This window comes from Streptomyces sp. LZ34 (assembly GCF_053890475.1).
Genome location: NZ_CM132680.1, coordinates 6,231,697 through 6,251,403, shown reverse-complemented (window position 1 = coordinate 6,251,403; position 19,707 = coordinate 6,231,697). Strand labels below are relative to the sequence as shown.

Genomic DNA, 19,707 nt, shown 5'->3' with positions numbered 1-19,707 from the left:
CCTTCAGGAGAAGGCAGGAGAAGACAGGAGAAGGAGAGCGAGAACGTGATGAGTAGGCGGATTCTCCGCATGGCCGCGGCCGTGCCCCTGGCGCTGACCCTGGCCCTGGCCCTGACCGGGTGCGGCTCCGACGGCGGCGGGGACGGCAAGGTGGCCTCGGCGGGCGGCGCGAAGAAGAGCGGGGGCAGCGACTCCGGCAAGGAGCTGAGCCCACAGGAGATGGGGGTCAAGTTCGCGCAGTGCATGCGCGAGCACGGCATCGACATGGAGGACCCGGAGCCCGGCAAGGGGATCAGGCTCGCCATCCCGCCGGGCACGCCCAAGGGGACGGTGGAGAAGGCCCAGGAGGCGTGCCGCGAGTACGACCCGGTGCAGAACGGGGGCGGCCGCAAGCCGGACGCGAAGGCGCAGGAGAACATGCGCAAGTACGCCAAGTGCATGCGCGATGAGGGCGTGGAGGGATTCCCCGACCCGCAGACGGAGGGCGGAATCCGGCTCGAGGGATCGGTCATGGACGACCCCGACTTCTCGAAGGCGGAGAAGGCCTGCAACAAGTACATGGGCGGCGGCGGCACTCTCGACAGGAAAGACGGCTGATGGGGGAGGTGGCCGTGGACGGCGCGCAGGAGCGGGAGCGCCGCCCGGAGCGGAGCCAACCGGAGCGGAGCCACCCGGAGCAGCGCCGACCGGAGCAGACACCGGACCCCGCGCCGGACCCCGCGCCGGCCGGGACACCCGCCCCCGTGCCCCGCCGCGAGGGCCGCCGCAAAGCCCGCAGCCGTGGCACGAAGGTGGCCGCCCTCGCGGTCCTCGTCCTGCTGGCGGGCGGCGCCGCCACCGCCGCGACGCTGGGCCTGGGCGGCCTGGGCGGCCGCGCCTCGGGCGGCGAGGCGGCGAGCGAACTGCCGCCGAACACCGCCGAGGTGGCCCGCCGGACGCTCAAGGACACCCAGAGCGTCGACGGACAGCTCGGCTTCGGCCCGGCGACCACCCTGGCCGCCCGGCGGCCCGGCACGGTCACCGAGGCGCCCGAGGCCGGGGACCGGATCACCCGCGGCAAGGCGCTGTACGAGGCGGACGGGCGCCCCGTCACGCTGATGTACGGCTCGACGCCCGCGTACCGCCCCCTGAAGACGGGCACCGAGGGCGCGGACGTACGCCAGCTGGAGAAGAACCTCAGCGCGCTCGGCTACACGGGCTTCACGGCCGACGACGAGTACACCGCCGCCACGGCGGAGGCGGTGCGCGAGTGGCAGGAGGACCTGGGGCTTGCGGAGACCGGGGCCGTGGAGCTGGGGAGCGTGGTGTTCGCGCCCGGCGCGGTCCGGGTGGACAGCGTGGCGGCCCGCACGGGCGACACGGTCGGCCCCGGCGGCAAGGTGCTGTCGTACACCGGCACCGAGCAGGCCGTCACGGTGGGGCTCGACCCCGCCGACCAGCGGCTGGCCAAGGAGGGCAGGGACGTCGAGGTCGTGCTGCCGGACGACCGGACCGTCAAGGGCACCGTCCAGGACGTCGCCACGGTGATCGAGCCGGGCAACGGGCAGGGGGAGGAGGCGAAGACGAAGGTGGAGGTGGTCGTCGGGTTCAAGGACGAGGCGGGCCGGAAGGCCGCCGACGCCTACACCCTGGCCGCGGTGCACGTCGACTTCACCTCCGACACCCGTAAGGACGTGCTCACCGTGCCGGTCGGCGCGCTGCTGGCGCTCGCCGAGGGCGGCTTCGGCGTGGAGGTCGTGCACGGCTCGACCTCGGAGTATGTGCCGGTCACCACCGGCCTGTTCGCCGACGGCCGGGTGGAGATCTCGGGCAAGGGCATCGCCGAGGGCACGAAGGTCGGGGTGCCGAAGTGATCTGTCTGACGGATGTGACCAAGACCTACCCGGGCGGGGTCACCGCGCTGGGCGGAGTCAGCCTGGACATCGCGGCGGGTGAACTCGTCGGCATCGTCGGCCCGTCCGGCTCCGGCAAGTCGACGATGCTGCACATTCTCGGCACCCTGGACCGGCCCACGACCGGCGGCGTGCGCATCGACGGATACGACGTCGGCGCGCTCTCCGACGCCAAGCTCTCCGCGCTGCGGGCGAGCCGCATCGGCTTCGTCTTCCAGCACTTCCACCTCGCCACCGGCACCTCGGCGCTGGACAACGTCGCCGACGGGCTCCTGTACTCCGGGCTGCCGGTGGGTGAGCGGCGCCGCCGGGCCGCCCTGATGCTGAACCGGGTCGGGCTCGGCCACCGTGTGCATCACGAGCCGCACGAGCTGTCCGGCGGCGAGCGCCAGCGCGTCGCCATCGCCCGGGCGGTGGCGGGTGAGCCCGCGCTGCTGCTGGCCGACGAGCCGACCGGTGCGCTCGACTCGGTCTCCGGCGCGGAGGTGATGCGGCTGCTGCGGGAGCTGCACGCCGCGGGGACCACCGTCGTGATCATCACGCACGACTGGGAGATCGCCGACGGGCTGCCGCGGCAGGTGCGGATGCGCGACGGGCGGGTGGTGGCGGACTGATGGCCACGGACACGCCCACCCAGTCGCGTATGCCCACGGACCGCCACGGGGGTGAGGTCCGGCACACGGACGCGCTCCGCCCCGCCCGGCTGCGCCCGCGCGATGTGGTCAAGGTCGGCGCGGTGGGTCTGCGCACCCGCCCGCTGCGGGCCTTCCTGTCCGCGCTGGGCATCGCCATCGGCATCGCGGCGATGGTCGCGGTGGTCGGCATCTCGTCCTCCTCCCGCGCCGACCTCGACCGCACCCTGGCCGCGCTGGGCACCAACCTGCTCACCGTCTCGCCCGGTTCGACGATGTCCGGCGACAAGTCCCAGCTCCCCGACGCGGCGGAGGAGATGGTCGCGCGGATCGGCCCGGTGTACTCGGTGTCGGCCGTCGGCAAGCTCCCCGACGCCAAGGTCTACCGTACGGACAAGATCCCCGAGGCGGAGACCAACGGCATCGCCGCCTACGCCGCCCGCACCGACCTGCGCTCCACCCTCGGCGCCAAGCTCCGCGCCGGCACCTGGCTCAACGCCGCCACCAGCGCCTACCCGACGACCGTGCTCGGCGCCACCGCCGCCGAACGGCTCGGGATCGGGCAGGTCGGCCCGGACACCCGGGTCCTGATCGGCGGCCGGTGGTTCACCGTCGTCGGCGTCCTGGAACCGGCCCCGCTGGCCCCGGAGCTGGACACCGCGGCCCTCGTCGGCTGGCGCGCGGCCGGGGCGGAGCTGTACTTCGACGGGCGCCCCACCACGATCTACACCCGCTCGCAGGACTCCGCGGTCGAGTCGGTGGCCTCCGTTCTGGGCGCCACCGCCAACCCCGAGGCGCCCGGCGAGGTCGAGGTCTCCCGCCCCTCCGACGCCCTGGCCGCCCAGCAGGCGGCGGGCGAGGCCTTCACGGGGCTGCTCCTCGGACTGGGCGCGGTGGCGCTGCTCGTCGGCGGCGTGGGGGTGGCCAACACGATGGTCATCTCCGTACTGGAACGCCGGGCGGAGGTCGGGCTGCGCCGCTCGCTGGGCGCGACCCGCGGCCAGATCCGCACCCAGTTCCTCGCGGAATCCCTGCTGCTGTCCGCCCTGGGCGGAGCCGGCGGGGCGTTCCTGGGCGCCACGGTCACGGCCGGCTACGCGCTCTCGCAGGGCTGGCCCACCGTGGTGCCGCCGTGGGCGCTGCTCGTCGGCCTGGCGGCCACCCTCGCCATCGGCGGCCTGGCCGGCCTCTACCCGGCGCTCCGCGCCTCCCGGCTCTCCCCGACGGAGGCCCTGGCGGCGCCGTGAGCCGCGCCGTGAGCCACAGGGGCTTGCCCGCCCGGTGTCCGCACCGGGCGGGCGGCTCACGGCACGTGAGCGTCGTGCCGGGACGTCGCCCACGCCGTCAGCAGCCGCAGCGCGGTCTCGGACGGGGAGCCCTCCTCCACCGTGTGCGCGATCAGCGCCTGGTCGGGGTCGTCGGGCAGGCGCAGGGTCTCGAAGCCGAGGTCCAGCTCGCCGACCACGGGGTGCCGGTAGACATAACGCCCGTGCGTCTTGTCCTTGAGCCGGTGCTCCGCCCAGACCTCGCGGAACTCCGGGCCGGCGGCCGTAAGTTCGTCGAGCAGCGCCGCCGTCCCCGGGTCGTCGGGGTGGCGTGCCGCGTCGAGCCGCAGATAGGCGGCCACATCGCTCGCCTTGCCGCGCCAGTCGGCGTACAGGTTGCGCATCCCCTCGTCCAGGAAGACGAGCCGGGCCAGGTTCCGCTGGGCCGGCGGCAGCGCCCCGAAGTCGATGATCAAGGCCGCGGCGAGCTGGTTCCAGGCCAGGACGTCGGTGTTCCGGCCGACGATGTACGCCGGGACGTCGGTCACCGAGTCCAGCAGCCGCCGCAACCCCGGCCGTACGCGCTGCGGCCGGTCCGCCGCGTCCGTACGGTCGTCCGCCCCCGACCAGGGGCGGGCCAGCCGGTAGAGGTGCTCGCGCTCCACGGCGTCGAGCCGCAGCGCGCGGGCGACCGCGTCCAGGACCGCCTCGGAGAAGTGCAGGGTACGGCCCTGCTCCAGCCGGACGTAGTGGTCGACGCTCACCCCGGCCAGCTGGGCCAGCTCCTCCCTGCGCAGCCCGGGGACCCGCCTGCGGCCGCCGTAGCCCGGCAGCCCCAGCTCCTCGGGCCGCAGCCGGGCCCGGCGGGACCGGAGGAACTCGCCCAGCTCCGCGCGTCTGTCCAGTGCCATGCGGCAAGTATCCCCGTCCCGCGCTCGGCGCGGGCGGCCCAGCCTGGTCACGCCGTGCCCAGGCACCGGCTGCCACTGGGTACGCCGCCGCGGGGCGACGAGAGTTGGTCACGCCGGAACGGTTCCGGCGAACCTTCTCGTTTCTCATTCAGGAGACCCTGCTGTGACCACCACGACCGTCAACGGCCTCCCGGCCCTCCCCCTCGGCACCACCGGCATGGACATCACCCGGGTCGGCTTCGGCTCCTGGGCGGTGTCCGGGGCCAACTGGCGCTTCAGCTGGGGAGCCACCGACGACGCCGAGTCGATCGCCGCGATCCGCCACGCGGTCGCCTCCGGCGTCAACTGGATCGACACCGCCGCCGTCTACGGGCTCGGCCACTCCGAGGAGCTGGTCGGCAAGGCCGTCGCGGGGCTGCCGGAGGCCGAGCGCCCGTATCTGTTCACCAAGGCCGGGCTGGTCTGGGACCCGGCCGATCCGCAGGCCGCGCCCCGCCGGATCATGAAGCCCGCGAGCGTGCGCCGCGAGATCGAGGACTCGCTGCGGCGGCTGGGCGTCGACCGCATCGACCTGTACCAGGTGCACTATCCGGACACCGGCGAATCGCTGGAGTACGCCGGCGACGGCTTCGGCGCGGTGTCCCCGAACGCCACGCCGCTGGAGGAGTACTGGCAGGTCATGGCCGATCTGAAAGCCGAGGGCAAGGTCGGGGCGATCGGCCTGTCCAACCACTCGCCCGAGCAGTTGGCGGCCGCCGAGCGGATCGCCCACGTCGATGTCATCCAGCCGCCGTTCTCGGCCATCAACCGCTCGGCCGCCGCCGAGATCGCCTGGGCGCACGCCCATGACACCGGCGTGATCGTGTACTCCCCGCTCCAGTCCGGGCTGCTGACCGGTGCCTTCTCCGCCCAGCGCGCCGCGAACCTGTCCGCCGACGACTGGCGCTCCGCCCACCACGACTTCACCACGGGGCTGGCCGCCAATCTCCGGCTGGCCGACGCGCTGCGGCCCGTCGCCGAGCGGCACGGCTCCTCTGTCGCAGAGGTGGCCATCGCCTGGACGCTGGCCTGGCCCGGCGTCACCGGGGCCATCGTGGGCGCCCGTACGCCCGGGCAGGTCGACGGCTGGATCGGGGCGGGCGGCGTGGAGCTGACACGGGCCGACCTGGACGAGATCGCCTCCGCCGTCACCGCCTCCGGCGCGGGCACCGGCCCGGCCCGCCCCTGACCGCCTCCCCCGACAACCACAGGAGGCCCCGGCATGTCCCTTGTCGTCGTCGCCGAGTGCGTGGCCGAGCCGGGGCAGGAGGACCGGCTCCGCACCGCCCTGGAGGCGCTGATCGAACCGTCCTTGGACGAGTCCGGCTGTCTCGCCTACCGGGCCTACGCCGACCCCAACAACCCCGGTCACATGGTGGTCGTGGCGGAATGGACGGGCCCCGAAGCCCTCGCCCGGCACGGCGCCACCCCGCATGTCCGCCATGCGCGGCAGGTGCTGGACCTGGTGCTCGCCGAGCCGGTGGCCGTACGGAAGCTGATGGCCGCGCGGCCGGCCGGGGTCACCCCGGCCGGCCCCGCGGCCACGGCTCAGGCCTTGGCGTCCGAGGCCTTGGCGTCTTCGGACTCCGCGTCCGAGGGCTTGGCGTCCGAGGGCTTGGCGTCCTTGGACGCGGCCTCCTCGGGCTTGGCGTCCTCGAAGTAGGTGTCCAGAATCGCGTCGAGTCCGGCCGTCCACTCCTTGAGGACTCTCTTGGACGACGCCTCGACATCGGCCGTGTACCAGCGGCGGGTGGTCGTGTAGACCGTGACGGAGAACCGGCGCCCGAACCGCGGGGTGTCGATTTCGACCGCGCCGATCTCGTCCCAGTCGAACTGGGCCGTCTCGCCGTCCAGCCGCAACGTGACGCCGCCGCGGCCGGCGGCGATCGACCCACGGCGGTCGGAGGCCTCGAAGGCGGGGCCGTCGGCCTCGTCTTCAGCCTCCTCTGCGGCCTTCTCGGCCTTCGTCTCGGCTTCCTCGGCGTCGGTTTCGGCCTCGGCCTTCTCTTCGGCCACGTCCACGGCCTCGGCCCGCTCGTCGGCCTCGGCCTCGGCGTCAGTTTCGGCCTCGGCGTCCTCGAGCGGCTTCTCCGCCTTCTCTTCCGGCGCTTCCTCCTCCGTTGGGCGTGGGGCCGTGAGGCCGGGGATGTACGCCGGATCGAACCCGGCGGCGGGCACGGGCGGGGTGCTCGGTCCTATGCGCTGCTCCACGGCGGGCAGTATGGCCGATAAACCTGTGCCGGGAACAGTCTCACCGGCGGTGCCCGGACAACGAAACGGACAACATGACGCGGAAGACCGCGGTAAGGGAGCGGGGATGAAGCTGCGCTGTGCGGTGCTCGACGACTTCCAGGGGGTGGCCCTGACCAGCGCCGACTGGTCGCCCGTCCTGGACCGGGTGGAGGTCGTGAGCTTCCCCGGGCACTTCGGCACCGAGGACGAGCTGGCGGCGGCTCTGGCCGACTTCGACTTCGTCGTCACGCTGCGGGAGCGTGTCGCCTTTCCCGGCTCGCTGTTCGCCCGGCTGCCGAAGCTGAAGCTGCTGATCGCCTCCGGTATGCGGAACTCGGTGATCGACTACGCCGCGGCCGAGCGCCACGGCGTGACGGTCTGCGGCACGGCCAGCTCCCAGGCGCCGCCGGTCGAGCTGACCTGGGCGCTGATCCTCGGCCTGGCCCGCGGCCTGGTCGTGGAGAACACCGCCCTGCGCACGGGCGGGCCCTGGCAGAGCACGGTCGGCGCGGATCTGCACGGCCGTCGGCTGGGGCTGCTGGGCCTGGGGAAGATCGGCAGCCGGGTGGCCGGGATCGGGCTGGCCTTCGGGATGGAGGTGACGGCCTGGAGCCAGAACCTGACGCAGCAGCGGGCCGACGAGGTCGGTGTGGCGCTCGCCGCGTCGAAGGAGGAGCTGTTGGCCGCCGGCGACGTGGTCTCCGTGCACCTCGCCCTGAGCGACCGTACCCGCGGCCTGCTGGGCGCCCCCGAGCTGGCCCTGCTGAAGCCGACCGCGTACCTCGTCAACACCTCCCGGGCCGCCATCGTCGACCAGGACGCGCTGATCGACGCCCTGCGGCGCGGGGCCTTCGCCGGGGCGGGGGTCGACGTGTTCGACATCGAGCCCCTCCCGGCGGACCACCCCATGCGCACCCTGCCCCGGCTGCTGGCCACCCCGCACCTGGGCTATGTCTCGCAGGACAACTACCGCAGGTACTACGGCGACGCCGTCGAGGACATCCAGGCGTTCCTCGACGGCTCCCCCGTACGCCTCCTCGGCTGAGTCGGCTCCCTCACGCGTCGCGGAACCGCAACAGCCCCCAGCCGAGGGCCAGCGCCGCCCCGGCCCAGGCGGCGAGGACGCCCAGCCCCTCCCACGGGCCGAGGGGGGCGGTGCCGGTGCCCGGGAGGGTGGTCTGGACGGCGAGGCCGGCGCTCATGGGTGAGGCCTTCTGGACCAGGTGGAGGGCGTGCGTGGACATCGGGATGACCTTCGTGGCCAGAAACGGGCCGTACAGCAGGGCCGCCGTGGCCCCGACGGCGACCCCGGCGTGCCGGAGCACGGTGGCCACCCCGGCGCCCAGCAGCGCGACCAGCGTGAGGTACAGCAGGGTGCCGGCGGCCGCCCGCCACAGCGCCGGGTCGGACAGGGCGGCCACGCCGTAGCCCTGCCCGGCCAGCACGGCCCGCCCGGCCAGCAGCGACCCGAGCACCCCGGGGGCGCCGGCGCCGAGCACCGCCGCGGTCACGACGGCGGCCTTCGCGGCGAGGACGCCGGTACGGCCGGGGTGCGCGGCCAGGGTCGTACGGATCACCCTCGGCTGGTACTCGGAGGCGACCAGCGCCACCCCGACGGCGAGGGCGGCGAGTTGCGCGACGTAGACGCCCGACAGGGCGAGGGCCGTCGGGTCCGCCGGGGTGTCGCGGGGGCGTCCCTGGCCGGCGGCGGTGAGCGCGGTCGCGCCCGCCATGAGCGCGGCCAGGGCCGCCAGGGTCCACAGGTGGGACGGCACCGTGCACAGCTTGGTCCACTCGGCGTGCAGTGCCCGCCCCGCGCGCCGCGCCTCACGCATCGCGCCTGCCCTGTACCCAGAACGCGGAACCGAGCGCCACCGCCGTGTAGGCGCACAGGACGGCGAAGCCGCCCCAGGGGCTGATCGAGTTGCTGAGCTGGTGGATCGTCTGACGTACGGCCAGGCCCGCGATCGGGGTGGCCCGGTTGACCCAGGTGTTGACGCCGATCGAGCTGACCTGGGCGACGATCGGAAGCACCAGGAACACCGCGAAGAGCAGGATCACCGCCCCCGCCGTACGCCGCAGCAGCACGCCGACGCCCAGGGAGAACAGCGCGGCCAGGGCCATGACGGCCGCCGTGCCGACGACCGCGCGCAGCACCGTCGGGTCGCTGAGGGACGGGTCGGGGAAGATCGGCGGCCCCATGCCGTTGCGGTTCTGGATCGGCCGGGTGAGCAGGAGCGCGGTGACGGCCGCGGCGAGCCCGGCGGCGAAGACCGTGCCCGCCAGCACGACGGCCTTGGCGGCCAGCACCCGGGCGCGGCGCGGGGAGGCGCTGAACGTCGTACGGATCGTGCCGGTCCGGTACTCGGAGGTCATGGCGAGCACGCCCAGCGCGATCACCGCGATCAGCCCGAACTCCGTCCCGGAGAGGCTGTCCCTGACCCGGTCGAAGCCGTGGAGTTCGCTGCCGACGCCCGCCGTTCCGATGCGGCCCAGGTCGCCGCTGCCGGTGACGGTGAAGGTGCCGCCGTCGCGCCGCAGGGTGCCGGGACGGTCGGACGCCGTGCGGATCTCGACGGGCGGTCCGCTGGTCACGGGGGCCTCGGCCACATCCGTCAACTGCCAGTCGCCCGGTGTGGAAGCCCCTGCCGGGGCCAGGGTGACATGGCCGAAGACGGCCCGGCCGGTGGTGGGGCGGAAGCCGCCCACGACGTTGCCGGGGCCCGCCAAGCGCTCGTGGCTGCGCCCGTGGGAGGCCACGAACAGCCCCGCCTGTGCCCTGGCCGGCAGCGCGCGGGCGGTGAGCGTGCCGACCTTCCGCCAGGTGCGGCCGTCGGCGGACTCGTATCCGGTCACGTTCCGACCCGAGCGGGTCAGCCGCAGCCAGACCGGGGCGTCCGTAGCGCCGCTGCCGGTGACCTCGGCCTTCGCGTCGGCCAGCATCCGTACGCCGTGGTCGGGGGTGACCATCAGGGCGACGTACGAGGAGCCGCTGGCGCTGGACGCCTTGATGACCACGCCGGACTTGGCCCAAGGGGCGCTGTCCTTCTGCGACGCGACGCGCGCGGTGACGCTGCCGTCGCCGGTGAGTCCGCGGTGTACGAAGCTGAAGTGGTCGACGGTCTGCGGGGCGTCGTTGGCGTTGCCGTGGCCGCCCTGCGCGGAGAGATAGCCCATGAGCACGGTGAGGGCGACGGCGGCGAGCAGGGCGACGGCGGTGCTGCGCACCGACACCAGCTTGGTCCACTCGGCCCGGATGGCGCGGATCACCAGGCCTCCTGTGCGGTGAACTCGGCGGTGTCCCGGGTCAGTTCGAGATACGCCTCCTCCAGCGAGGCGCGATGCCGGGACACCTCCGAGAACGGCAGCCCGGCCTCGGTCAGCAGGGCCACCACCCGCTCGGCGGGCAGCCCGTCCACGGTGAGCTGGTCGGGCCCCAGCACCGCCACCTCGGCCCCGGCCCCGGTCAGGGCGGTGACCGCCGCCGCGCGGCTCGGGGTGCGCAGCGTGACGCGGCCCCTGGACGCGGCGGCCAGCAGCGTCGCCACATCGGTGTCCGCGAGCAGCCGGCCGCGGCCTATGACGATCAGGTGGTCGGCGGTGTCCTCCAGTTCGCTCATCAAGTGGCTGGACACCAGGACGGTGCGCCCCTCGGCGGCCAGCGACCGCAGAAAGCCGCGGATCCACTGGATGCCCTCGGGGTCGAGCCCATTGACCGGCTCGTCCAGGATCAGCACCGGCGGATCGCCCAGCAGCGCCGCCGCGATGCCGAGCCGCTGCCGCATGCCGAGCGAGAAGCCCCCGGCCCGGCGCCGCGCGGCGGAGCCGAGGCCGACGAGCTCCAGCACCTGGTCGACGCGCCGGGCGGGCAGGCCGTTGTACCGCGCCAGCCACAGCAGATGGCTGCGCGCCCGGCGGCCCGGGTGGACCGCCTCGGCGTCCAGGAGCGCCCCGACGACCTTCAGCGGTTCGCGCAGCGAGGCGTACGGCCGACCGCCGATCAGGGCGCTGCCCCCGTCCGGGGCGTCGAGCCCCATCACCATCCGCATGGTCGTCGACTTCCCGGCGCCGTTGGGCCCGACGAAGCCGGTGACGCGGCCGGGCCGAACCGAGAACGTCAGCCCGTCCACGGCCGCCGTGGGCCCGTAACGCTTCCGCAGGTCATGGGCCTCGATCGAGAGGCCCCTCATGGTTTTCGCCATGCTCAGGGACGCTACGCAGCCGCATCCGGCGGGCCGTCACGCCCGTGGGGAATCTTTCCGCCCCGGGTGTCCCCCGCGCGGGGGACGGCAGAGGGCGCCGCCCGCCGCATAATGACCGGCGTGACGTGGAGAAAGCCCCTGGCCGGCGCGGCGGCACGGGCCGCGGCCGGGCGCGGGACGAGGGCGGTGCGGCGGCTCGGCCGAGCCCCGGACCTGCCGCTGGTGGCGGCCGCCGTGCTGTGCGCCGCCGGGCTGCTCCAGACCATCGTGCCCCTCGACGACCGCTATCGCGCCGACATCCCCCTCACCCTGGCCCTGGTCCTCGGCTCGACCGCGCCGCTCGCCTTCGCCCGCGGCCAACTGCTGCCCGCGGCCACGGCGGTGACCGCCGCGGTCCTGCTCAGTCCGCTGAGCGGCCGGCTGCCCTGCGTGGCCGCCCTGCCCGCCCTGGCCGCGCTGCTCTATCTGACCGGGCTGCGCGGCTCGCCGCGCACCGCGCTGCTGTTCGCCGTCCCCTTCGTGGCGTACGCGGTGGGCCCGGCCCCCTCGGCGGCGGGCGGCAAGCCCCTCGGCGTGGCGCTGCTGGCGGGCGCCGCGGCCGCGCTCGCGGCCGGCGCGGCCCGGCGGGCCGGTGGGGAGGCCGCCGCCCGGTCCGCGGCCGAGGGGGCCTACGCGCACACCGTGCTGGAACACGCGGCGCGCGGCGAGCGGGCCCGGATCGCCCGGGAACTCCACGACGTCGTCGCCCACCACATCTCCACCCTGTCCGTACAGGCCGAGACCGCCCGGCTGACCACCCCCGGGCTGCCGCCGCTGGGCGCCGAGCGGCTGCTCGCGATCGGCGACACGGCCCGGCAGGCACTCACCGAGATGCGCCGCCTGCTGGGCGTGTTGCGCGACGACGCGTCGGCCGAGGCGCCCGCGCGCCGGCCGCAGCCCGGACTCGACCAGCTCCTCACCCTGGTCGACGAGGCCCGCGACACCGCGGGCGGCGGGGTCCGGCTCGTCGTACGCGGCCGGATCGCCCCCCTGGAACCGGGCCTTGAGCTCACCGCCTACCGCATCGTTCAAGAGGCCCTGACCAACGCCCGGCGGCACGCCCCGGGCGCGCCGGTCGACGTCGAACTCCACTACGCCGAGGGCGCGCTGCGCGTCACCGTACGCGACGTCGGCGCCGGCCCCGCACCTGCCGGCCCCGCCCCCGGCGGCGGCCACGGCCTCCTCGGCATGCGCGAACGCGTCGCCATGGCCGGCGGCACCCTGCGCGCCGAGCGCGGCCCCGCGGGCGGCTTCCTCGTCGCGGCCGAACTGCCGCTGCGGGAGGTGGCCGCATGACCGTACGCATCGTCATCGCCGACGACCAGGACGTGGTGCGCGCCGGGTTCGGCGCGCTGCTGGACACCCAGCCCGACCTGACCGTCGTCGGCAGCGCGGCGGACGGCGCCGCGGCGGTGGGGGTCTGCCGCGAGACGCGGCCCGATCTCGTCCTGATGGATGTGCGCATGCCGGTCCTGGACGGCATCGAGGCCACCCGCCGCATCGTCGCCGGGACGGGGGCCGGTGCCGGGGCGGGCGGCGGCCCGCGCATCGTCATGCTGACGACCTTCGACCTCGACGAGTACGTCTACGACGCCCTGGCCGCCGGCGCCAGCGGCTTCCTCCTCAAGGACATGACCGCCGAGCGGCTCTTCGAAGCCGTACGCGTGGTCGCCGCCGGGGAGGCCCTGCTCGCCCCGACCGTCACCCGCCGCCTCATCGGCGAGTTCGTCCGGCTACGCCCCCACACCGCCGAGCCCTCCCCGCTCGCCCTCCTGACCCCGCGCGAGACCGAGGTGCTCCGCCTCATCGCGGAGGGCCTGTCCAACGCCGAGATCGCCGCCCGCCTCACGGTGAGCGCCGAGACCGTCAAAACCCACGTCAGCCGGGTCCTGGCGAAACTCGGCGCCCGCGACCGCGCCCAAGCGGTCATGCTGGCGTACGAGTTCGGCCTGGTGGTGCCCCGTTCGGGTGGGCCACGGAAGACACCCTGGTAGCCCTGCTCCGCCCTTCTCCGCGGCGCCGCTGTCGCCGTCGCCGCGCTCGCGGGGGCGACGGCCGGTGCCGGCGCGGCGCAGGCCGCCGCATGGCCGACCGAGTTCCCGCTCCCCGACGGCTTCATCCCTGAGGGGATCACTATCGGCGCCCGGCCGTATGCCTATATGGGCTCGCGTGCCAACGGTGCCGTCTACCGCACCTGAGGCGAGGTGGCCCGCGCGCGGGCGGGGTTTCTTGTCGCTACTTCGCCACGAACTGCGTCAGGATCGCCTGCACCTCGTAGATGTCGACCCCCTTGGTGAAGGTCTTCTCGATCGGGGTGGCGCTGCCGGAGATCCAGATCTTGAGCTCCGCGTCGAGGTCGAACGTGCCGGCGGTCTCCACCGCGAAGTGGGTGATGCTCTTGTACGGGACCGAGTGGTACTCCACCTTCTTGCCGGTGATGCCCTGCTTGTCGACGAGGATGAGCCGGCGGTCGGTGAAGAGGATCGTGTCGCGTATCAACTGGTATGCGGCGCGTACCTGCTCGTCCTGCCCCAGCAGCTTCGCGTAGTCCTTCTGAGCCGCCGCCGGGTCGACGGTGTGCGCGTTTCCGAACAGTGCCATGACAGCCCCCATTAAGTGTCGTTGTGCGATCTTCGCTTGTATACCGCCGTCACCGCGTGCCGGACACGCCGATCTGCCCGGTGGTGGTGCTGGTGCCCGCGCCCTCGACGGCCTTGGCGGTCAGCGTCCAGGTGTGGCGGCCGTTGGGGGCCTGGGTCCCCGTGTCGGTCTTTCCGTCCCAGGCCACGTCGGCCTCGGGGCTGCCGCTTCCGGTGAGGGTGCGGACGGTGCGTCCGCTGGCGTTCTTGACGGTGAAGGTCCAGGTCACCGGCTTGTTGAACTGCCAGGTGCTGCCCCAGCGCGGGTTTTCCACATGCAGCGAGTTGCCGTCCACATCGGATTCGATCTTCGCCAGGGACTGGGTGGGCACCCCGCTGGGCACGACGTGGATCGCGTTGGCGGAGTCGACGTACGAGATGTCGCCGCCCCACTTGTCCACGGCCCAGGTGAGCCGGCGCTGGTCGGCGGTGTTGCCGGCCGGGAGGTCCGCGATCGGGCGCGGGGCGGTGGCGGCGCCGGTGTGGAAGTCGGTGAGCAGCAGTTGGCCGGCGGTCCGGTCGTGGCGTACGAGATAGCCGTCGCCGACCAGGGCGGGGCCGGAGGGGACGGCGAAGCTCTTCTTCGCCGTGCGGTCGTAGACCCCGGCCGGGCCGGCCGTGCCGCAGCTCCAGTAGACCCAGCGGCCCATGACCTGAAGTTCCTTGATGACGCAGGGCGCGCCGGTGGAGACCGTCTCGACGAGCGTCTTCGTCTTGATGTCGGTCTGGGTGACCGTCCCCGCGGTGGAGCTCGCGGCCCACAGCCGGGTGCCCCATACGGAGGCGGCGGTGATGGAGCGGGTGATCCGGACGTCGGTGGTGCGGTACGGCTGGATGTCGTCGAGGTACTGCTTCTTGGGCGACTGCGCGTTGTAGAGGAAGTACCGGCCGGTGACATCCACGATCCGGGCGCCCGTCACGGCCGGTTCCACGCCGTGGTAGGTGTTGGGGCTCGTCTGGATCCGGACGCGCTCCTTGCCGTTCTCGTCCACGAAGACATAGCCGATGTCGCCGTTGCCGGAGCCGACCAGCGGGATGCAGTCGCCCGCGTCGCACGGCACGCTCTTGATGTGGTCGCCGTCGGCGTACTCACCGGCGTACTCCATCGGCACCCGGGCGGACGCGGTCGATCCGTCCGGCGCGACCTTCCGCTTCAGGACGTACTGATCGCCGGACGGGGTGTACTCCACCGTGGCCAGCGTGCCGCCCGCGAAGTCGATGCCCCAGACGCCGTCCGTCTGGATCGGCAGCGGGGTGTCCGCGGCGCTCGCGCTGCCGGTCGCGGTGGCGGTGGCGGCCGCGACGAGGGCCGCCACGACGGCCAGTAACGGACGGGCAGGGCGTCTCAAGGGGGCCTCCCAGAACGGTGGATTCCGCGGCAGTGGCGCGGTGTGGACCAGGTTCTCGGGTGTGGGGCCCCGCGTCCCACCTCGGGCGGGACCGTCGGAGCCTAGCAGCGAGCCGGCAGCGGACGCTTTCGTTCAGCGGGCGGGCACTGACATTTGTCACCGCCAGGTGGTGATGGCCGAATCTGCCCGCCGCGGCGGGCGATCGGCAGGATCTAAGTGTCAGCAGGAAGCGCGACACCGACCACTAAGGGACGGACAGACATGAGCGGCGTCATCATCTCCGAGCGGGACCAGGAGCAGGCCACTGCCACGGCGCCCGCCGTGGACCTCGCGGACGTCAAGCCGCTGCCGGTGTGGTTCTTCGCCTTCGAGGGCGTGTTCGGCGCGGCCTACGACCTGTGCCACGCATGGTCGGGCGCCTGGATGGTGATCGCCGCCTTCGCCGCCGTCAACATCGTGGTGGGGCTGACCGTGCTGCGGCGCCGGATGAAGCTGGTGCGGGCGATGCTGAAGAACTCCCGCACCCGGAAGATCGCCTTCGGGCTGATCGCCCTGCGCCTGGGCGCGCATCTGGCCCTGGGGGCGGTCGGCGCCGAGGTGACGTCGGTGGCGGGGCACCTGGCCTTCGCCACGGTGATGTGCGGGGCCACGATGGCCCTGCTCTACGTCGACCAGCGCATCGCCTTCAAGGCCCTGGGCCTGCGGCCCGCGCCCGCCGTCTGAGCCGATGGATCGATGAGCCGGCCGATGAGCCGACGCGCGGTAGACCCGGCAGGGGGGCGTCCCCCTGCCGGGTCAGCGTGTCAGCCGCACTTACGGCCGCTGTTGATGCAGCTCACGGCCTGCTTCATCAGCTTCGACGACATCACGTTGATGAAGTCGCCGTGGTCCGTCACCGGCTTGTGCAACTGCTCGGGGAAGCTGTCCACGGCGAAGTTCCGGGCGCCGGGCGCGAGCTTGTAGGTGATCCGCTGGACCAGCTGCGGAATGGCCTTGAACCCCTGCTGGCACGAGCCGTCGGCGCGGGCGAACGCCACATGCGTACGGTGGTTGGCACTATCGGCGTTCTTGCCGTCCCAGCAGCTCTGGAACTTGAACGTCCGCACCACGTTGCTGCCCTTCGGGCACACCGGGTACTTGTCCGTCAGCTGGCGGTTCTCGAATCCGGTGCAGCTCCAGGACGCGTTGGCGTTGGCCGTACCGTTGGTGAACGCCTTGGCGTCCCCGGTGATGATGCGCAGGAACTTGGGCATCTGCACGACCTTGGAGACGGGGCTGCCCTTGAAGCTGAGCTGTACGGAGGTGGGCCGCAGGATGCGCCCCACGTTGCCCTCCGTCCCGCCACCCGGAGCGCCCGCGTCGAACTCCTTCGTCCCGTCCTGGAGCCGCAGCACGGGCCAGTAGTGGGTGGAGCGGTCGCCGTTGGTGCAGGTGGTCCCGGCCGATTCGAGGACCTGGTTGGAGGCGAAGGCGTCGGTCTTCTTGTTGCCGACGTAGTCGTGCATGTGGTGGGCGCCGTTGCTCACGCCGGGGGCCACGATGACGTTGTCGGAGTTGAAGTGCTTGTTCTCGTTGCGCCCGCAGCGCGAGGAGAAGGTGCCCTTGGAGCCCTTGGCCTGCACCCGGGGGTTCTTGACGTTGGGCTTGACCTTGCGGATGTCCACGAAGTCCGACCGCTGCGGGCCGGTCTGCTGCTGACCGCCCGCGGCCGGGGTCGCGCCCGCCGCCGCGGGGGTGTCCGGCGCCGCGGCCTGGGCGTCCGCGGCCGCGGCGTCCTGCTTGACCGTGCAGGACGCGAGCGAGTCCAGGCCCGACGGGCGGGCCTGGACCTTCTCGATCTCGGTGGCGATGCGGTCCAGGGTCTGCCGTCGCTCGGACGTCAGCGGATCCAGCACGCGGGTGCGCACAAACTCCTGGTCGGCCTTCGCGCCCTGGGCCATGAGCCGCTGGTAGGCGTCGGCGACCTGGCTGTCCATCTTCGCCAGTTCGTCGTTGACGGCGGGCCGCGCCTGCTGCGGCACGCTCGACAGGCTGGTCGCGACATCCGGGCACTTGACCGTCATCCCGGCCCGCGCGGCGGCCTGTTGCGCGGGGGTCTCCTTGGCGGCCGAGGCGTTGTTGTCGGTCATCAGGAGCGCTCCGCCCCCTACGGCTAATGCCGTCGCACCGACCACGGACATCACGATCACGCGGGACCGCTTATGTCTCTTCCTGTTTTTCACCGGGCCGCCCCTCATGGGTTGTCGTCGCATACCGAGGAGATACGTAAACCGGGGCGGTTCTTCTCAGCCGTCGTCGGTATTCCGCCGTCCACCGGGGCTGACCAGCCCGGTTTCATACGCGACGACCACGGCCTGGACGCGGTCGCGGAGCCCGAGTTTGGCGAGGATGCGGGCGACATGGGTCTTGACGGTGGCCTCGGAGAGATGGAGGCGGGCGGCGAGTTCGGCGTTGCTCAGGCCCTGGGCCAGCAGCCGCAGGACCTCCGCCTCGCGCGGGGTCAGCGCGGCCAGGTCGCGGTGGAGCGCGGACGTGTCGGGGTCCCGGCGGGCGTGCCGCTCGACGAGGCGGCGGGTGATGGCCGGGGCCAGCAGCGCGTCGCCGGAGCGGACCATGCGGACGGCGGCGACCAGATGCTCGGGGGTGACGTCCTTGAGGAGGAAGCCGCTGGCCCCGGCGGACAGCGCCGCGTAGACGAAGTGGTCGAGGTCGAACGTGGTCAGGATGATCACGCGGGGTTCGCCGGGGGCGCCGGTCAGGATGCGCCGGGTGGCCTCCAGGCCGTCCACCTCCGGCATCCGGATGTCCATCAGCACCACATCCGGCCGGGTGCGCCGGACCGCCTCGACGGCCTCGGCGCCGTCCGCCGCCTGGGCGACCACGTCGATGCCGTCGGCCGCCAGGATCATCGTGAAGCCCGTACGGACGAGCGCCTGATCGTCGGCGACCACCACGCGCAGCGGCCCGGTCACATCTCCTCCAGGGGGATCGCTGCTTCGACGAGATAGCCGCCACCGGGGCGCTGCCCGGTGTGCAGGGTCCCACCGTAGACGGCCAGCCGCTCACGCAGGCCGATCAGCCCGCGCCCGCCGCCGGTCGCCGCGGACGCGCCCGGGGTGCCGCCGGTGTCGGTGACCTCCACCCGCAGCCGGTCCTCGCCGTACGCGACGGTGACCTCCGCCGTCGATCCGGCCGCGTGTTTCACGGTGTTGGTCAGCGCCTCCTGCACCACGCGATAGGCGGCGAGGCCGACCCCGGACGGGACGGGGCGCGGTGTCCCGGACACGGTCAGCCCGACCGGCAGCCCGGCCTCCCGCACCCGGGCGACCAGCGCGTCCAACTGGCCCAGGCCCGGCTGTGGCGCGAGATCCGGGGTGGCGGCTTTGTCGGAGGCGCCTTCGGCGCCGTCGCCGTCGTGCATCGTCAGCAGCCCCATCGCATGCCGCAGTTCGGCCATGGCCGCCCGGCCGCTCGCCTCGACCGCCAGCAGCGCCTGGCGGGCCCGGTCCGGGGTGGCCGCCATGACCTTGCGGGCGGCCCCGGCCTGGATCACCATCACGCTGACGTTGTGCGTCACCACGTCGTGCAGTTCACGGGCGATACGCGCGCGCTCCTGCTCGGCGGCGCGGCGCAACTCCTCGGCCCGCTCGCGCTCCAGCGCGGACATGCGCGCCTGGCTCTCGCCGGCCCGTAGCTGAAAGGTGCGCAGCCCGTTGGCCGCCACCACGATCGGCACCAGGATCAGCAGCGGGATGTACTCGTTCTGGACGACGGGCAGGGTGCCGTCCGCGAGCCTGCTCAGCGCGAACACCGCCACCGGCAGACTCGCCAGCGTGGCCACCCGGTAGGGGCTGTACGCCGCGGCGCCGTAGGCGGCGATCACGCAGGCGTACGAGGTGATCCTGGGCGCCTCGGCCGGCGTCAGGACGACCGCGACCGTCACGGTCCACAGCACGGCCAGCGGATACCGGCGGCGCAGCGCGAGCGGCGCCGAGGCGAGGATCGCCACGGCCGCCGGGACGAACCAGCCCCCCTGCTCGTCGGGGGACGGGGGCTCGCCCGGGGGCAGGGGCGGTACGGGTAGGGGCGCGGGCTCGGCCGGCCCGGCGGGGAACCACGGCTGGACCACGCCGTCGACGGCCTGGTCGACGGGCCCGTCCGCGTACTCCAGGGCGTACTGGAAGGCGGCGATGCCCAGGACCAGCGCCAGCACCACGTCGAAGACCAGGCCGCGGCGGGTGGGGCGGGGCAGCGGGCCGGTCGCGCGCCTCAGCGCCCCGCCCGCCCCGCGTAGCCGGTCCGCCAACGACACGTTCATCACCGGCCCATTCTCGCCACCCGACCGGGCCCGCGACATCCTCCCGCCGGTCCCCGGGGCGCCCGCCCGTACATCCGTCGCCTACATCGCAGGGATGACACCGGCCGCCCTCATCCCGGCGCGGTACCGGAAATGACCCGGCCGAGCGACGTGCCCCGGCAGGGCGCGCGCCTAGCGTCCAACCGCACC

Annotated in this window: 20 protein-coding genes and 1 pseudogene; 11 read left to right on the top strand and 10 right to left on the bottom strand. The window is 73.5% G+C overall.

The features are described 5' to 3' along the window. Window positions 1–48: 48 nt before the first annotated feature. Genes ACWY4P_RS25365 through ACWY4P_RS25350 form a run of 4 tightly spaced genes read left to right on the top strand, consistent with a single transcriptional unit; the run spans window position 49 to window position 3,771 of the window. The gene (locus ACWY4P_RS25365) at window positions 49–597 is read left to right on the top strand and encodes a hypothetical protein (RefSeq protein WP_456202612.1); all 549 of its coding nucleotides are present in this window, start codon (window positions 49–51) and stop codon (window positions 595–597) included. After that, complete coding sequence (locus ACWY4P_RS25360; RefSeq protein WP_456202611.1) at window positions 597–1,853, top strand: peptidoglycan-binding protein; 1,257 nt, start codon at window positions 597–599, stop codon at window positions 1,851–1,853. The genes ACWY4P_RS25365 and ACWY4P_RS25360 overlap by 1 nt, the downstream gene beginning before the upstream one ends. After that, window positions 1,850–2,506: an ABC transporter ATP-binding protein gene (locus ACWY4P_RS25355; RefSeq protein ID WP_456202610.1), complete on the top strand. Its 657-nt coding sequence runs from the start codon at window positions 1,850–1,852 to the stop codon at window positions 2,504–2,506. The genes ACWY4P_RS25360 and ACWY4P_RS25355 overlap by 4 nt, the downstream gene beginning before the upstream one ends. A gap of 29 nt (window positions 2,507–2,535) precedes the next feature. Further along, window positions 2,536–3,771 (top strand): ABC transporter permease, encoded by a 1,236-nt coding sequence (locus tag ACWY4P_RS25350; RefSeq protein WP_456213052.1) that lies wholly within the window; start codon window positions 2,536–2,538, stop codon window positions 3,769–3,771. Between the two features lie 56 nt (window positions 3,772–3,827). Here ACWY4P_RS25350 and ACWY4P_RS25345 read toward each other — a convergent pair whose 3' ends face one another. Then, window positions 3,828–4,700, bottom strand: a complete 873-nt coding sequence (locus ACWY4P_RS25345) for a helix-turn-helix transcriptional regulator (protein WP_456202609.1) — start codon at window positions 4,698–4,700, stop codon at window positions 3,828–3,830. 163 nt (window positions 4,701–4,863) lie between these two features. Here ACWY4P_RS25345 and ACWY4P_RS25340 point away from each other — a divergent pair, with 163 nt between their 5' ends. Then, on the top strand, window positions 4,864–5,928 hold the full coding sequence (locus ACWY4P_RS25340) for an aldo/keto reductase (protein WP_456202608.1): 1,065 nt from the start codon (window positions 4,864–4,866) through the stop codon (window positions 5,926–5,928). A gap of 33 nt (window positions 5,929–5,961) precedes the next feature. After that, window positions 5,962–6,402, top strand: a complete 441-nt coding sequence (locus ACWY4P_RS25335) for a putative quinol monooxygenase (protein ID WP_456202607.1) — start codon at window positions 5,962–5,964, stop codon at window positions 6,400–6,402. On the opposite strand, the gene ACWY4P_RS25330 is transcribed toward ACWY4P_RS25335, so the two are convergent. After that, window positions 6,288–6,950 carry a hypothetical protein gene (locus ACWY4P_RS25330; protein WP_456202606.1) on the bottom strand — a complete coding sequence of 221 codons (663 nt, stop codon included), beginning with the start codon at window positions 6,948–6,950 and terminating at the stop codon, window positions 6,288–6,290. The genes ACWY4P_RS25335 and ACWY4P_RS25330 overlap by 115 nt on opposite strands. A gap of 106 nt (window positions 6,951–7,056) precedes the next feature. Between ACWY4P_RS25330 and ACWY4P_RS25325 the strand changes: the two genes are divergently transcribed. Continuing rightward, a complete protein-coding gene (locus ACWY4P_RS25325; RefSeq protein WP_456202605.1) occupies window positions 7,057–8,016 on the top strand; it encodes a D-2-hydroxyacid dehydrogenase family protein in 960 nt (319 codons plus the stop codon). Window positions 8,017–8,026: 10 nt separating this feature from the next. Here the strand turns inward: ACWY4P_RS25325 and ACWY4P_RS25320 are convergent, their stop codons facing one another. From ACWY4P_RS25320 to ACWY4P_RS25310, 3 genes are read right to left on the bottom strand one after another with little or no spacing between them, the layout of a single operon-like run. Continuing rightward, the gene (locus ACWY4P_RS25320; RefSeq protein ID WP_456202604.1) at window positions 8,027–8,806 is read right to left on the bottom strand and encodes a hypothetical protein; all 780 of its coding nucleotides are present in this window, start codon (window positions 8,804–8,806) and stop codon (window positions 8,027–8,029) included. Continuing rightward, on the bottom strand, window positions 8,799–10,241 hold the full coding sequence (locus ACWY4P_RS25315; protein WP_456202603.1) for an ABC transporter permease subunit: 1,443 nt from the start codon (window positions 10,239–10,241) through the stop codon (window positions 8,799–8,801). The genes ACWY4P_RS25320 and ACWY4P_RS25315 overlap by 8 nt, the downstream gene beginning before the upstream one ends. Continuing rightward, the gene (locus tag ACWY4P_RS25310) at window positions 10,238–11,161 is read right to left on the bottom strand and encodes an ABC transporter ATP-binding protein (RefSeq protein WP_456213051.1); all 924 of its coding nucleotides are present in this window, start codon (window positions 11,159–11,161) and stop codon (window positions 10,238–10,240) included. Before ACWY4P_RS25310 ends, ACWY4P_RS25315 begins: the two co-directional genes overlap by 4 nt. A 123-nt stretch (window positions 11,162–11,284) precedes the next feature. On the opposite strand from ACWY4P_RS25310, the gene ACWY4P_RS25305 reads away from it, so the two are divergent. From ACWY4P_RS25305 to ACWY4P_RS25295, 3 genes and pseudogenes are all read left to right on the top strand, one after another. Beyond that, complete coding sequence (locus ACWY4P_RS25305) at window positions 11,285–12,508, top strand: sensor histidine kinase (protein ID WP_456202602.1); 1,224 nt, start codon at window positions 11,285–11,287, stop codon at window positions 12,506–12,508. Then, window positions 12,505–13,206, top strand: coding sequence for a response regulator (locus tag ACWY4P_RS25300; protein ID WP_456202601.1), 702 nt, complete (start codon window positions 12,505–12,507; stop codon window positions 13,204–13,206). The genes ACWY4P_RS25305 and ACWY4P_RS25300 overlap by 4 nt, the downstream gene beginning before the upstream one ends. A 12-nt stretch (window positions 13,207–13,218) precedes the next feature. Beyond that, window positions 13,219–13,404, top strand: a pseudogene (locus ACWY4P_RS25295) (superoxide dismutase); the annotation flags it as partial. Between the two features lie 43 nt (window positions 13,405–13,447). Here ACWY4P_RS25295 and ACWY4P_RS25290 read toward each other — a convergent pair. Both ACWY4P_RS25290 and ACWY4P_RS25285 read right to left on the bottom strand, forming a co-directional pair. Next, on the bottom strand, window positions 13,448–13,813 hold the full coding sequence (locus ACWY4P_RS25290) for a PH domain-containing protein (protein ID WP_456202600.1): 366 nt from the start codon (window positions 13,811–13,813) through the stop codon (window positions 13,448–13,450). 49 nt (window positions 13,814–13,862) lie between these two features. Then, a complete protein-coding gene (locus ACWY4P_RS25285) occupies window positions 13,863–15,200 on the bottom strand; it encodes a FlgD immunoglobulin-like domain containing protein (RefSeq protein WP_456202599.1) in 1,338 nt (445 codons plus the stop codon). 261 nt (window positions 15,201–15,461) lie between these two features. Between ACWY4P_RS25285 and ACWY4P_RS25280 the strand changes: the two genes are divergently transcribed. Next, window positions 15,462–15,923 (top strand): hypothetical protein, encoded by a 462-nt coding sequence (locus tag ACWY4P_RS25280; protein ID WP_456202598.1) that lies wholly within the window; start codon window positions 15,462–15,464, stop codon window positions 15,921–15,923. A gap of 80 nt (window positions 15,924–16,003) precedes the next feature. Here the strand turns inward: ACWY4P_RS25280 and ACWY4P_RS25275 are convergent, their stop codons facing one another. Genes ACWY4P_RS25275 through ACWY4P_RS25265 form a run of 3 tightly spaced genes read right to left on the bottom strand, consistent with a single transcriptional unit; the run spans window position 16,004 to window position 19,518 of the window. Beyond that, window positions 16,004–17,437 (bottom strand): DUF1996 domain-containing protein, encoded by a 1,434-nt coding sequence (locus tag ACWY4P_RS25275; protein ID WP_456213050.1) that lies wholly within the window; start codon window positions 17,435–17,437, stop codon window positions 16,004–16,006. A gap of 48 nt (window positions 17,438–17,485) precedes the next feature. Beyond that, on the bottom strand, window positions 17,486–18,172 hold the full coding sequence (locus ACWY4P_RS25270; RefSeq protein WP_456202597.1) for a response regulator: 687 nt from the start codon (window positions 18,170–18,172) through the stop codon (window positions 17,486–17,488). Beyond that, entirely contained in the window at window positions 18,169–19,518 is a 1,350-nt protein-coding gene (locus tag ACWY4P_RS25265) for a sensor histidine kinase (RefSeq protein WP_456202596.1), read from the bottom strand. The genes ACWY4P_RS25270 and ACWY4P_RS25265 overlap by 4 nt, the downstream gene beginning before the upstream one ends. Window positions 19,519–19,707 lie beyond the last annotated feature (189 nt).

Coding starts and splice junctions, on each gene's coding strand:
- ACWY4P_RS25365 (WP_456202612.1), top strand. CDS start 49: ATGAGTAGGCGGATTCTCCGCATGGCCGCGGCCGTGCCCCTGGCGCTG.
- ACWY4P_RS25360 (WP_456202611.1), top strand. CDS start 597: ATGGGGGAGGTGGCCGTGGACGGCGCGCAGGAGCGGGAGCGCCGCCCG.
- ACWY4P_RS25350 (WP_456213052.1), top strand. CDS start 2,536: ATGCCCACGGACCGCCACGGGGGTGAGGTCCGGCACACGGACGCGCTC.
- ACWY4P_RS25345 (WP_456202609.1), bottom strand. CDS start 4,700: ATGGCACTGGACAGACGCGCGGAGCTGGGCGAGTTCCTCCGGTCCCGC.
- ACWY4P_RS25335 (WP_456202607.1), top strand. CDS start 5,962: ATGTCCCTTGTCGTCGTCGCCGAGTGCGTGGCCGAGCCGGGGCAGGAG.
- ACWY4P_RS25325 (WP_456202605.1), top strand. CDS start 7,057: ATGAAGCTGCGCTGTGCGGTGCTCGACGACTTCCAGGGGGTGGCCCTG.
- ACWY4P_RS25320 (WP_456202604.1), bottom strand. CDS start 8,806: ATGCGTGAGGCGCGGCGCGCGGGGCGGGCACTGCACGCCGAGTGGACC.
- ACWY4P_RS25310 (WP_456213051.1), bottom strand. CDS start 11,161: ATGAGGGGCCTCTCGATCGAGGCCCATGACCTGCGGAAGCGTTACGGG.
- ACWY4P_RS25305 (WP_456202602.1), top strand. CDS start 11,285: ATGACCGGCGTGACGTGGAGAAAGCCCCTGGCCGGCGCGGCGGCACGG.
- ACWY4P_RS25300 (WP_456202601.1), top strand. CDS start 12,505: ATGACCGTACGCATCGTCATCGCCGACGACCAGGACGTGGTGCGCGCC.
- ACWY4P_RS25290 (WP_456202600.1), bottom strand. CDS start 13,813: ATGGCACTGTTCGGAAACGCGCACACCGTCGACCCGGCGGCGGCTCAG.
- ACWY4P_RS25280 (WP_456202598.1), top strand. CDS start 15,462: ATGAGCGGCGTCATCATCTCCGAGCGGGACCAGGAGCAGGCCACTGCC.
- ACWY4P_RS25275 (WP_456213050.1), bottom strand. CDS start 17,437: ATGAGGGGCGGCCCGGTGAAAAACAGGAAGAGACATAAGCGGTCCCGC.
- ACWY4P_RS25265 (WP_456202596.1), bottom strand. CDS start 19,518: ATGAACGTGTCGTTGGCGGACCGGCTACGCGGGGCGGGCGGGGCGCTG.